The organism is Enterobacter sp. 22466 (assembly GCF_052044775.1).
Taxonomy (GTDB): Bacteria; Pseudomonadota; Gammaproteobacteria; order Enterobacterales; family Enterobacteriaceae; genus Enterobacter; species Enterobacter dissolvens.
Genome location: NZ_JBQENX010000017.1, coordinates 1 through 12583, shown reverse-complemented (window position 1 = coordinate 12583; position 12583 = coordinate 1). Strand labels below are relative to the sequence as shown.

The window sequence follows — 12583 nt, the reverse complement described above, 5'->3', positions numbered from 1 at the left end:
AAACTATGAAAATGAATAAAGGAGCGCTAATCGTGGCGCTTCTGTTGGTGTCTCACGTCTGCCATGCAGCCGTTACGCCAGCAGCCAGCCGTTTCGACCCCCGTAATCAGGTTGTCAGTTATAACCCGCAAAACACGACGGTGATAAACAGTGCGGTCGGCTATACAACCACACTGGTGTTTGACGAAGATGAAACGGTAATCAGTGCCAGAACCGGCTTCCCTCAGGGCTGGGAAGTGAACAAAGAAGATAACCTGGTGTATCTGGAAGTAAAGCCCGTCAAACAGACCGTACAGAAGAGCAGTACAGATGACAATGGCAAGCAGTCTTCGGAGGTGGTCAGTGTTGCTCTTGATCCTGAAAACGACCTGGAGCGCTGGCGAACAAACCTGTTTGTTCGCACAACAAAACGTAATTACAGCATGGAGCTGAACGCCCGAACGTTCCGGCAGCCGGACAAGATCGCTTTTGTTGTTAATTACCAGTACCCGCAGGAACGCCGGAAGGAGCAAGCCGAAATCGAGAAGAAACGGATTGAGGCTCTCAACAAGCGGCAGGAAGAGCAGGCAATCAACCGTTCTCTTGAAAATGCGAAGTCCCCCCGGAACTGGGATTACTGGAAACGGGTAGCTGACGGCAGCCAGTCAATCAGCCCGGATTATGCGTATGACGATGGTCGCTATACCTGGTTTGGCTTCAGCCCCCTGAAGAAAATCCCCAGCGTCTTTGTTATGAGCGGTGAACAGGAAACGCTGACTAACCCGGTAGTCAAAAACAGCGGCAGCTTCACCGTTGTTGGTGTTCCTGTAGACCAGCGTTTTGTATTGCGTATGGGAAATCAGGTTGTTGGGGTTGAAAACCGGGGCTTTGGCAAAGTCCGGCTTCCGGCAGGAGATACTGTTTCCCCGAACGTTGAGAAAGAGGTGATCCAGTGAGCGAACAGGAAAATAAAATCCCGACCGCAGTAGAAATTGAACAGGCACTACGGGAGAGACTTCAGAAAGATAATGAGCAAAACGATAAAACGGATAACGGAGAAAGTGAAGGACAACCAGTTAAACGCCTGGGTATCGAGAAGCTTAAAAAATCGCGTAAGGGGCTGGTGATTATTATCGCTGCATTTCTTCTGCTGGCCGCCGGGGTGTCGGTCTACTATATCCCGTCGATTATCCGTGCAATGTCCAGCGGTGACGAAAAGCCAGCCAGTAATGCGGTATCTACTGGTTCAGTAAAACGCGCGACAGGTCTCAGCGATGATGTTGATCCATTCAACACCAGGGCAGAACCGGCTAAGACGGAAGAGCGGAAGGAAAGCAGCGACAAAGCGGAAACGCCAACGGAAAAAGTACAACAGAACTTCAGTCGTGCGCTGGATGTGGCCTATGGAGGAAGCAGCTCTGCTTCCTCAGGTTCCGGTGGGAGTTCTTCATCGGCCAGCAATACAAGGAACGAGGAGAACGGCAGTGACAAACAGGCAGAGGTACAGCCTGTTAACGCAGGGCAATCCGCGCAGCTTTCAAAAATTACACGCGTTCCTTATGACCCTAACCTTTTCATTCCTGAAAATACCGCCATAAAGTGCTCGCTGGACAGACGATTTATCTCTGATCTGGCTGGCAAGCTGGTCTGTACGATTAATGAGGACGTATACAGTGCAAACAGGAACGTAAAGCTAATTGAAAAGGGAACAGCCGCATATCTTATGTATAAAACGGGCACGTTCAATCATGGTCAGGGAGCCGTGTTTATCGCTGCAACGAAGCTTAGAACACGCAAGGAACCTTTCATTGATATTCCGCTGATTGATACACAGGCGGCGGGAGCGCTGGGTGAGGCCGGGGCTTCAGGCTGGATTGACACACATTTTGCAGATCGCTTTATGGGCGCGATGATGGTTGGCATGATCCCCGATGTGGCACAGGCGGCAAGCGGAGCAGCCAAAAGTAATAAAGACAATCAGACCGACTATACAGCTAACAGTCGCCAGGCTTTTGCCGATATAGCACGCGAAGCGTTTGCAAACAGTGTGAATATCCCGCCAACGCTTTATAAAAACCAGGGGGAAATCATTACTCTGATCGTTGGTCAGGATCTGGATTTCTCCAGCTTCTACAAATTAAAAATGGTGGGTTCCCGGAGGTAATTTGATAACGCTGGATATCAAAGAGTTTTCAATGCTGTCAGGAATAAGGGAAAGCGAAATATACCATCATATTCGTAAGGGCATACCAATAAATGGCGTTCCTTTCCCCAAACCACTGAAACAATTCAAAACGCATCGATTTAATTACGAAGAAGTCATGCGTTTTATTGAAGATCTTAAAAGAAAAGGTGGATTATGAAGGATGCAGAGAACCGACATATTGTTTACGAAATAATAGATGAATACTTCCACCACTGGCTTAATGAAGTTGATGGTTTAACTGAAATCGCGGTAAATCGGCCTGATGAACTGTTTGTTAAAGTGAGTGGGAAATGGCAGCAGCATGAATTAAAAATGGATTTTAAAGATTGTATGTCATTTGCAGGAGCGATTTCTGATTATCATGATGGTGGGTCGGTTACACCAGAATATCCCTTACGTTCTGTTACGCTCCCCGGAGGGGAGCGTGTACAAATAGTCATTCCCCCGGCAACGGAACGGGAAACGGTGTCTATTACAATACGTAAGCCGTCCAGTGTCTTTATCGACCATGATACCTTTGTTAAACAGGGGTTTTACTCAAGGCTAAATCAAGGTGTTGAGTTCAGGGATAAAGAAGATGAATTATCTTTAATGTTTAAAGATAATTGTTTTGAACGATTTGTCCCTGAATGTCTGGTTAAGGGTAAAACGATGGTCTTTTGTGCAGGAACAGGGGCGGGTAAAACTACCTTTGCAAATGCCTGTCTTCAGTACATACCCCATCATTTACGATGTATTTCAATCGAAGATACAGATGAAGCAAAGTTCAGGTTTCACAAAAATCATGTGAAATTGTATTACCCGTCAGAAGGGGAAAGTAGCACTGTCAGCTCCGCTTCTCTTTTACGTTCTGGTTTTCGTATGAACCCGGACAGAATCCTCATGACTGAGGTTCGCGGCGCGGAAGCCTGGGATTTTCTCAAAGGCTCAAGTTCAGGCCATGCAGGGAACCTTACAACCGTCCATGAGAGCACCCCTGAAGATGCTGTGCTTGGGCTGGTTCAGCGGTGTTATATGAACCCTGAATGTCAGAATTTACCCTACAACATTATATTGCGGAGGGTGTTAAGCAACGTCGATGTGATTATGAGTATTAAGTACATTGATGAAGAGGATCGCCGATTTGCATCGGGTATTTACTATCGTGATATTCATTTTCAGGAATACTTTGAAAAGCTGAAGGAGTGATTATGTCTCTAAAACTACCCGATAAAGGCCAGTGGGCTTTTATTGGTCTGGTTATGTGTCTTGTGACATATTATACTGGCTCAGTTGCTGTTTACTTCCTGAACGGAAAAACGCCGCTTTATATATGGAAGAATTTTGATTCCATGTTGCTGTGGCGGATAATAACAGAGAGTAATATACGGACAGACATCAGATTAACCGCTATCCCCTCTCTTTTATCAGGTATGGTTTCGTCTCTCATTGTACCTGTTTTTATAATCTGGCAACTGAATAAAACGGATGTTGCTCTTTATGGTGATGCGAAGTTTGCCAGTGATAATGATTTAAGGAAATCGAAGCTTCTGAAATGGGAGAAAGAAAACGATACTGATATTCTGGTCGGGGCGTATAAAGGTAAATACCTGTGGTATACCGCACCAGATTTTGTATCACTTGGCGCAGGAACCCGAGCAGGTAAAGGGGCTGCAATCGGTATTCCAAACCTGCTGGTCAGGAAACATTCCCTGATTGCATTAGATCCAAAACAGGAACTGTGGAAAATCACCAGTAAGGTACGTGAAAAACTGCTGGGTAATAAAGTCTATCTTCTTGACCCTTTCAACAGTAAAACGCATCAGTTTAACCCGCTTTTCTATATTGATTTAAAAGCAGAGAGCGGGGCTAAAGACCTGCTGAAGCTGATTGAGATCCTGTTCCCGTCTTACGGTCTGACCGGAGCGGAAGCTCACTTTAATAACCTCGCGGGGCAGTACTGGACGGGGCTGGCAAAACTGCTTCATTTCTTTATTAACTACGACCCTTCCTGGCTTGGTGAGTTCGGGCTTAAACCTGTTTTCTCAATTGGTTCTGTAGTCGATTTGTACAGCAACATTGACCGGGAACTGATACTCAGTAAGCGAGAAGACCTGGAGGGAACGAAAGGACTTGATGAAAACGCACTGTATCATCTGCGCGATGCACTGACCAAAATCAGGGAGTATCACGAAACAGAGGATGAACAACGTTCGAGTATTGATGGTTCGTTTCGTAAGAAAATGAGTCTGTTTTATCTTCCGACTGTCCGTAAATGCACAGACGGAAATGATTTTGACCTTCGCCAGTTGCGCCGGGAAGATATCACTGTTTATGTTGGCGTTAATGCTGAAGATATGTCACTGGCCTATGACTTCCTCAACCTGTTCTTTAATTTCGTTGTGGAAGTCACGTTACGTGAAAACCCTGACTTTGACCCGACCCTGAAACATGACTGTCTGATGTTCCTGGATGAGTTTCCGTCTATTGGTTACATGCCAATCATTAAAAAAGGTTCGGGTTATATTGCCGGGTTTAAACTCAAACTTCTGACGATTTATCAGAATATCAGTCAGCTTAATGAAATCTATGGTGTTGAAGGTGCCAAAACGCTGATGAGTGCGCATCCCTGCCGGATTATCTATGCTGTCAGTGAAGAAGATGACGCTAAAAAGATTTCGGAAAAGCTGGGCTATATCACCACTAAATCGACAGGATCAAGTAAGACAAGCGGACGCTCGACGTCGAAAAGTAGTTCAGAAAGTGAGGCGCAGCGCGCCCTTGTGCTCCCGCAGGAGCTGGGAACGCTGGATTTTAAAGAAGAATTTATCATTCTTAAAGGTGAAAACCCGGTTAAAGCAGAGAAAGCTCTCTACTTCCTCGACCCGTATTTTATGGACAGGCTGATGATGGTAAGCCCTAAACTTACCGAGTTAACCGCCTCCCTGAATAAGACTAAAAAAGTATTGGGTGTTAAAGGGCTTAAATATCCTTCTAAAGAAAAAATGCTCTCCGTCGGTGAGCTGGAGTCAGAGGTTTTACTATGAAAAAAATGTTAATGGTCAGTGTCCTTTTTCTCTCTGCCTGTTCCTCTCCACCGGAACCGCCACAGGTTGACTGGAAACAGAATCCCGAAACGGTGAATGCACAATTAATGGACTGGCAACCGACATATTCAGTCATTAAATCAGATAAGGTTAATTCATCGTGGGTTAAGGTTATCCATGATTTCAGACCTGACAACCGCCTTTATGATGATGCTGTTTTTTATTCTGTTGCACATTCTGATTCAGTGATTGTTGAAACCAGTAATGGAAAAGACTTTTTCACAGCTAAAAACTGGTTGAGGGCGAATGGTGCAAACGGTGTCATACAGTATCGTTATAAAATGAACTGTCTTTCTTGCCGGACTACCAGTGTTTATTTATCCCGATAACGCCGGATTAATAAAATTCCTGCAATTTTATTGAGCCGGGGTTGAACAACCGCAGGGCGTTAGTTGCCCGTTATCCATGAGGTGTATATGAAAAAGACCGTAACAACGGCAGTGCTGCTTTGTGCGTTCGCTGCCGGAACTGCTCATGCTGAGGAAAAGGCCGACCCGAACGATCCATGTGCAATGGTGTTATGCCTTGCCGGAAAACTTGACGGAAGTAGTCCGGCAGAGTGTGACCCGATGTATAAAAGTTTTATGTCAATCAGGAAAAAAAATAAACATGGTTTTTTACCCAATCACACGGCAGATGCCAGGAAGAAAAAACTAAATAAATGTCCTTCGGCTGATGCAGGTACAGTAAACAAAATTATTTCAAGCTTTGGTCGATTGAAAAACTTTTAAGTCTGTTATGGTTTAATTCTGATGTGAATACGCAAGTTTCAGGGGTGAGACTGGAACTTGCGAACATTTTTTACAGGGGGGAAGGATGAAAATTATTAATGCACCTGATGCAAGAAGTGTACGGATCGCCGGAATTGAAATTATCGATAGTGCCAAAGCGGTCGCTTCTGTTTTTACTGAAATCTTGTTGTTTATGGTCTGGTTTCCGGCAATTGTCTATGGGCTTTATCGTGTTGTTATCGCTTTGTGGGATGCTTCCTTAAAGCCGCAATCGCTCATGGAGTTTATTAATTTCATGGTTGAGTTATACAGCTATGTACTTCCTTCACTGGCTGTTATCGCAGTGGCTTTAATTGTCGTTTTATCCATTTTTAAACGACTCTCATCAATATGGGAGGGAAGAAAGCAATGAGACATTTTCTTAATGCTCTTTCCTTTGCTGTTGCCCTGTTGCCAGCTACATTGTGTGCTGCTCAGATTCAGGGGAAGGTTATTCGTGTACTTGATGGTGACACCATTGAAGTATTGCAGGAGCAACAACCTGTCAGGGTTCCTCTCCTGAATATCGATGCCCCGGAAAAGAAACAACCCTTTGGACGCTGGTCAACTAATCAACTTAAAGCCATTCTTGCAGGACAATCCGTTACCGTCTCTTATACACAAACAGATCGCTACGGGCGAATCCTGGGACGAGTGATAACAGCGAACGGCACTGAGGCTAACCGCCAGCAAGTGCTAAAAGGGGCTGCATGGGTTTATGACAGGTACAACACCGATAACTCATTACCGGCTCTGCAACGGGAAGCACAGACACAGAAGCGCGGCCTGTGGGCTGATAATCAACCTGTTCCCCCGTGGGAATGGCGGCATAAAAAATAAGAGGGTTTTCATTATGAAATGTCCAGAGCAATTAGATGGATGGTGTGATTGCGGCAAATGCAAGGCTATGCGTTTTGATAAAGATAAAAATATTCATGTTTGTCTTGTATGTCACAAAAGAGCAGAGCCGTTAGTCCCGATTGAGCTAAATTCGAATGATTGGCTTCCTGATAAAACAGAACAGTTTAGCGTTAATCTGGGTGACTGGATTAAACAAGAGGAAGCAGAGTTAGGAGAAAATGCCTTTTATCATCCTAATACCGAATACTTAAAAGTCCTCCGTGAAATCAATCTTCACGAAAAGGAATTTATTGCTAACAGTCCCGATCTTTTGAAAATGGCGCACAAGTATTCAAAGACATACAAACACCTCGCTGAAAAAGATAAATCCGTTATTGATTTTTGGCTGATGGAGGAAATTTTCTCTGTAACTTATGATGATGATTGAGCGAGGGAATGATGAATAAAGAAAAGGCTTTGCGTGAACTGGAAAGATTGCTTTCTAAAATGAAAGATCAGGCAAGGACTCTTGATGAATTAGAAACGGCTCAATGGCATTACATGGATTTAGTGGATATAACATCCAGTGGGTTGTTCGATATAAACACACTGGAAAAAGAAAGAAAGGAAAACCCTCATTTTATTAGAATCTCTGATGGCATGCGAGTTTTTGATGATGAACAATGTGCAGAGTTCATGTCGGTTAAACATAATCTTCCGTTACAGCTCTGTATGGCATATGTACGTAGTCATAAGTGGTGAAAACTATCATGTTTAATGAAATCGAAAAAGAACGTTTTAATAACAGAGTGAGTGTAAGGGAAGTTCGCGTCAGTGCAGATATTTTTGTTTCTTCTCTTATGACAGAAAGCGCGGCAGAAGTTGATATAGTCGTTCCTGATTCTGATTATCGATCCTTACAAAATTTGTATGACCGTCTTTGCCAGTATGCGGTTATGCATGGAGAAGATTTACAGGAGTTGTTCCAGACTGACAGTTATCAGTACATGTCATGTTTTATTCGTGATATTGAATCATTCGTTGCTGAATTCGGTAGGGAGAATGCTTTAAAACCTCTCTTCAATCATGGTAAAGGAAGAACGGATGAGTTTCTTATTAGTTTCCCAGGAACCCACAACTCTGATGTTGGAGAGTAATCATGTACCTGCACCTTGTTCCAAGATTGTTTCATCTGATGGCAAATAAATGCCATCTTGAATCAATAACCATTCCTGAACTTGATTTCATAATCGAAGGTGATGCACTGTCAACGGGAAGACCCTACCCGAATAAAAATATCTGGGTTGGTATGAGGAAAGGCAGAAAAGCCATAAATGGACTTTTACTAAAGACTGATAAGCATCTTAAGTGGTTTACCACTGATTACCAGTGGAATATAGAAAATATGGGTATGATCAATCATCGTGTGACAACCTACATCGAAGATAACGATTTTGATATGGTCTCACACGATATAATGTTAAATGGCGGTTTTGATTCATGGGATCGTCGGGTTCATTCAGCTTATGAAAATCTTGCTCCGGTGAAAATTCAGCCAAAGATGGAGTCATTTCTCAATAAGCCAGGAGAAAATACCCATGATGTGTGGATTGAGTATGAATGGGGTGATTTTCTTAAGAGCAGAGAGGAAAGTCTGTTACTGCATACTATTCAGTCAGAGCGACTAAATACGCAACATTCTCTTTTTGAGCGACTGCCATCTTTTGAAAGCACTATTGATTTGACTAAGGGCTAATTATGAGACTTTTTATTGCAGAAAAACCCTCTTTAGCAAAAGCGATTTTTGAAGGGCTGGGTGGTAACCCAAATACGGAAAAGAAAAACGGCTACTTTCAACATGGCTCTGATGTCGTTACCTGGTGTTATGGTCATATGCTGGAGCTTTACGACCCGGAGGATTATGACGAAAAATATTCCAGGTGGAGCTTTGGTGATTTACCGATTAAATCGGTTTACCCGCCTCAGTATAAAATCAAGCCAGAATCCGAAGTACAGACCCGCATCATTTTGTCTCTTATCGATAAAGCCGACAGTATCGTTCATTCTGGCGACCCCGATGATGAAGGATGTTTGCTGGTCGATGAGATTTTAGGTTATGCCGGAAACAAGAAACCCGTCCAGCGGCTGCTTGTTGCCGACCTCAACCTTGCGCCAGTGCAAAAATCGCTGGCTAATTTACAGCCTAACGATAAATTTCGCGGTATGACGTTAAGCGCCCTGGCGCGTTCCCTGTGTGATCAGGGTTTTGGCTATAACATGACGCGGGGATGTACATTAAAAGGCCGTGAGAAGGGCTATGACGGCGTTCTGAACGTTGGTCGGGTACAAAGTGCTGTTCTTGGCCTGGTGAACATGCGCACGCTGGCGAACCAGAACCACACAGAAAGCTTTTATTACGATGTATTTGCCAGTCTGTCGATGAACGGGCATCAGATTAAGGCGAAATATCAGACAACAGACGACGATCAGATAGACGAGAAAAAACGCCTGATTTCCGAAGCTCAGGCCGAGCATATTGTCGGGCGGGTTACGGGTAAGGACGCTATTGTTACTATCGCGACGACAAAGCCGGAAAACACGAAACCACCGCTGCCGCTTAACCTTTCCACGCTACAGCAGCTATGCGCAAAGCGATTTGGTTATTCTGCAAAAGATACGCTCGATGTGATGCAGGGGTTGTATGAAACTCACAAGCTTCTGACCTATCCACGTTCTGACAATCGCTATCTTTCAGATGAGCATTACTACCAGGCCGGAGATATTGCTGCCGCGATAGCGGCCACCGTACCCGAACTGGCGTCTGCGATCGCAGATATGGATAAAGGCCAGAAGCACAAAGCCTTTAATGCCAGCAAGATTGAGGCGCACCACGCCATCATCCCGACGACAAAAAGCGGAGCCGGTATTCAGCTTAATGAAAAAGAGCGGAACGTTTATAACCTGGTGTCCGTCTACTTTATCGGGCTGTTCTACCCGGATGCGATCCGCAACAAGACGAAAATCCACTTTGATATTAAGGGGGATACTTTTACGGCCACACAGAGCGTTCTGGTACAAAAGGGCTGGGAGGCGCTAGGTAAGGATAGTGATGATGAGGACGAAACCGAAGATGCCGGAACGGATGGTTTTGATCTTTCATTGCTGAAATTTAATGACAGCGGCCTGTGTGAATCGGCAGACGTGGACAAGAAAAAGACTACACCACCTCGCTATTTCACAGAGTCAACCTTACTGGCCGCCATGACGAGTGCAGCAAAATTCATTGATGATCCGGCTCTCAGAAAGGCGCTGGAAGCGAAAGACGAGGGCAGCAGTGATCGTGGCAGTATCGGAACGGAAGCCACTCGCGCGGGCATTCTTGAGAAACTGGCGGCAAATACCGGGCTTATCTCCATCGAAAAAGAAAAGGGGTATTCGGAGCTGGTATGGAAAACCACAAAACAAGGCCAGGAGTTTTGCGCTGCACTGCCTCCTGAAATCACTAAACCGGATATCTCCGCTCTGTGGGCTGAAAAGCAGTCTCAGATCAAAGCCGGAGAGCTGACGGTTGAGGAGTTTATTAAGGAAAATGATGAGTATGTCCAGGGGTTAATCGACGAGCTGGACAGGAACGGAATTTCGATTTCTTCAAATGCCACGTCCTGCCCGGTCTGTAACAACGGTTTCCTGCGTAAACGTAAGGGGCAAAATGGCTTTTTCTGGGGATGCTCCTGCTATCCTGAATGCAAGACAACATTCCCGGACAAAGACGGCAAGCCGGATATGGAAGCAAAATCCAGATCAGAAGGTTCCATGTCCCGGCTCGAAGCCCCCTGCCCTTCATGTAGTAAAGAAATTATTATCCGGCCTAAAGGCTTTTTCTGTTCCGGGTGCGAGTTTAAAATCTGGTCTGAAGTGTCAGGAAAAAAACTGACACAAAATCAGGTTGAAACATTAATCAAAAAAGGTAAAACCGGAGAGATTAAAGGCTTTACCAGTAATAAAACCGGGAAAAAGTTTGACGCTGCAATTGTTTTGCAGGATAAAGCTACGGGTAAACTTGGGTTTCAGTTCAGTAAAAAATAAGGATTAACGCGATGAGTGAAAATGAAACATTTGATGCAACACGAAAGCTACTCCTGAATATTCGCTCTGTTCGTGTTTTTGCGCGAGAAACCAGCTTTGAACAACTGCTGGAAATGCAGGAAAAGCTTAATGCCGTGATCGAAGAACGCCGTGAAGAAGCAGAGCGTGAGGCAGCAGAACGCGCAGAACGCGAAAGAAAGCGCCAGGAGCTGCTCCAGCTGATCGCCGGAGAAGGTTTTTCACCGGAAGAACTGCTTGGCCTGTCCGAAGATGCGCCAAAAACACGGAAAAAGACGTTGCCAAAAGCGCCGCCTAAATATCAGTTTGACGAAAACGGCGAAACGAAATACTGGTCTGGCCGTGGCCGGACACCAAAACCAATCGACGAAGCATTAAAAGCTGGCCGTTCTCTTGATGAGTTTCTCATCAAAAAAGACGCTTCCAGCTCTGTTGGTGACGAACAGTAATCTAACAAGCCTCTGACACTGCGTCGGAGGCTTTTTTTTTAGCAAAAAGGGCGCGGGGGGTTATGGTGAAGAAATCTTTGGATATCTTCGCGGGGATAAGGGAAGTAGTCTCTGATATCTTTGGTTTCTAACTTACCAGTGCAGTGATACGTCTGAAAATAGATCCACTCAGCTATTGTTTTGTAGATGTGATTTCCCATGTTCGCACTTTGAGAACCATACTGCATGACTTGTGCATCCGGGTCGTTACACATTTCCGGCGGAGTGAGTACATGATATGTCCTGCATAACAGCGGGCGGTAATTGTAGATTGAGCATGTTCCCTTCTCAGACAAAAACGGACATTTTGACTCATGCCCGGTCGTAAGCGGGTTGTCTCTGGCAGTGAGTTTACTTGCTTGTGCAATATGTGTTGCCTCAAGCGCGGTTAAATGAACATCGATTTTACAGCACGAAGAGCACCCCTTTTGACAGGAGGTAAACGTGCTCACAAATTCTTTGTTAAAACGATCCAAAAAGGCGTACATCTGTTTTAACTTGAGGTAAATATTACCTGATTGAGTATTGAGTTTATTTATGAGTGCCTTTAACTCATCGAGATACTTATCAGGTACGGGTTTCAGATTGGTATGGCCGGGTAATGTATCGCCTGGCTCCAGGTGGATCACTGAGTTAGGTTTGATATCCATTGCTTTTGCTTCCTTTATTCTTCTCGCGCTGGTTGTTCTTTTGACACTAAAACAAGCGTCATTCAATGGCAAGGTATCAAGCCCAGCAGTAAATCACGCTTGCCAGCAAACCAGTTTCCTGCAGCCGGTTTGGCCGTTGATTTTTGCCAGCAATCTTACTCACTCGATACCCGCCTTGGGCTTGAAATTGCCAGCAAAAAAGATTGCCGCTAGCAAAGGTGTGGTTTATATTATCTGTATCGTACGATACAGATAATGGAGAAGCTTAATAGATGACTGAAAAAATCACTGACGAGGAACTGGCAGATTTGTTGGAGGCGCTCAAAAGAGCACATGGTATGTGTAGCGGCTTGCAATCGAAATCCCTCCGACTCGCAATCAGCGCATATTTCGGCTCACATTAACTGCAAATGAAAAATGCCACCGGCTCACATTAAGTGACAATGGGCTCGCATTTATC

Annotated in this window: 16 protein-coding genes; 15 read left to right on the top strand and 1 reads right to left on the bottom strand. The window is 44.8% G+C overall.

What is annotated here, in order from left to right; translation table 11 throughout:
• Positions 1-5: 5 nt before the first annotated feature.
• The 15 genes from ACTJJI_RS25075 (at position 6) to ACTJJI_RS25005 (ending at position 11434) form a co-directional block, all read left to right on the top strand.
• Positions 6-935: a TrbG/VirB9 family P-type conjugative transfer protein gene (locus tag ACTJJI_RS25075; RefSeq protein ID WP_015059074.1), complete on the top strand. Its 930-nt coding sequence runs from the start codon at positions 6-8 to the stop codon at positions 933-935.
• Entirely contained in the window at positions 932-2143 is a 1212-nt protein-coding gene (gene virB10 / locus ACTJJI_RS25070) for a VirB10/TraB/TrbI family type IV secretion system protein (protein WP_440656040.1), read from the top strand. Before ACTJJI_RS25075 ends, virB10 begins: the two co-directional genes overlap by 4 nt.
• Before the next feature lies 1 nt (position 2144).
• Positions 2145-2342: a hypothetical protein gene (locus tag ACTJJI_RS25065; RefSeq protein ID WP_032672681.1), complete on the top strand. Its 198-nt coding sequence runs from the start codon at positions 2145-2147 to the stop codon at positions 2340-2342.
• Entirely contained in the window at positions 2339-3373 is a 1035-nt protein-coding gene (virB11, locus tag ACTJJI_RS25060; protein ID WP_001549925.1) for a P-type DNA transfer ATPase VirB11, read from the top strand. Before ACTJJI_RS25065 ends, virB11 begins: the two co-directional genes overlap by 4 nt.
• Before the next feature lie 2 nt (positions 3374-3375).
• A complete protein-coding gene (locus tag ACTJJI_RS25055; RefSeq protein WP_032309849.1) occupies positions 3376-5211 on the top strand; it encodes a type IV secretory system conjugative DNA transfer family protein in 1836 nt (611 codons plus the stop codon).
• Positions 5208-5600, top strand: a complete 393-nt coding sequence (locus tag ACTJJI_RS25050; protein WP_440656037.1) for a cag pathogenicity island Cag12 family protein — start codon at positions 5208-5210, stop codon at positions 5598-5600. The genes ACTJJI_RS25055 and ACTJJI_RS25050 overlap by 4 nt, the downstream gene beginning before the upstream one ends.
• Before the next feature lie 87 nt (positions 5601-5687).
• On the top strand, positions 5688-6002 hold the full coding sequence (locus ACTJJI_RS25045) for a TrbM/KikA/MpfK family conjugal transfer protein (protein ID WP_440656035.1): 315 nt from the start codon (positions 5688-5690) through the stop codon (positions 6000-6002).
• A gap of 85 nt (positions 6003-6087) precedes the next feature.
• Entirely contained in the window at positions 6088-6414 is a 327-nt protein-coding gene (locus tag ACTJJI_RS25040) for a hypothetical protein (RefSeq protein ID WP_015059071.1), read from the top strand.
• Positions 6411-6881, top strand: coding sequence for a thermonuclease family protein (locus tag ACTJJI_RS25035; RefSeq protein WP_440656033.1), 471 nt, complete (start codon positions 6411-6413; stop codon positions 6879-6881). Before ACTJJI_RS25040 ends, ACTJJI_RS25035 begins: the two co-directional genes overlap by 4 nt.
• A 13-nt stretch (positions 6882-6894) precedes the next feature.
• Positions 6895-7329 carry a hypothetical protein gene (locus ACTJJI_RS25030; RefSeq protein ID WP_440656031.1) on the top strand — a complete coding sequence of 145 codons (435 nt, stop codon included), beginning with the start codon at positions 6895-6897 and terminating at the stop codon, positions 7327-7329.
• An 8-nt stretch (positions 7330-7337) separates the two neighbouring features.
• Positions 7338-7643 (top strand): hypothetical protein, encoded by a 306-nt coding sequence (locus tag ACTJJI_RS25025; RefSeq protein WP_015059068.1) that lies wholly within the window; start codon positions 7338-7340, stop codon positions 7641-7643.
• 8 nt (positions 7644-7651) lie between these two features.
• Entirely contained in the window at positions 7652-8038 is a 387-nt protein-coding gene (locus ACTJJI_RS25020; protein WP_440656029.1) for a hypothetical protein, read from the top strand.
• Positions 8039-8040: 2 nt separating this feature from the next.
• Positions 8041-8637 carry a DUF6012 family protein gene (locus ACTJJI_RS25015; RefSeq protein WP_001549935.1) on the top strand — a complete coding sequence of 199 codons (597 nt, stop codon included), beginning with the start codon at positions 8041-8043 and terminating at the stop codon, positions 8635-8637.
• A gap of 2 nt (positions 8638-8639) precedes the next feature.
• Entirely contained in the window at positions 8640-10967 is a 2328-nt protein-coding gene (locus tag ACTJJI_RS25010; protein ID WP_440656027.1) for a DNA topoisomerase 3, read from the top strand.
• 11 nt (positions 10968-10978) lie between these two features.
• A complete protein-coding gene (locus tag ACTJJI_RS25005) occupies positions 10979-11434 on the top strand; it encodes an H-NS histone family protein (protein WP_001549938.1) in 456 nt (151 codons plus the stop codon).
• A 38-nt stretch (positions 11435-11472) separates the two neighbouring features.
• Here the strand turns inward: ACTJJI_RS25005 and ACTJJI_RS25000 are convergent, their stop codons facing one another.
• The gene (locus tag ACTJJI_RS25000) at positions 11473-12123 is read right to left on the bottom strand and encodes a YkgJ family cysteine cluster protein (protein ID WP_001549939.1); all 651 of its coding nucleotides are present in this window, start codon (positions 12121-12123) and stop codon (positions 11473-11475) included.
• Between the last annotated feature and the right edge of the window lie 460 nt (positions 12124-12583).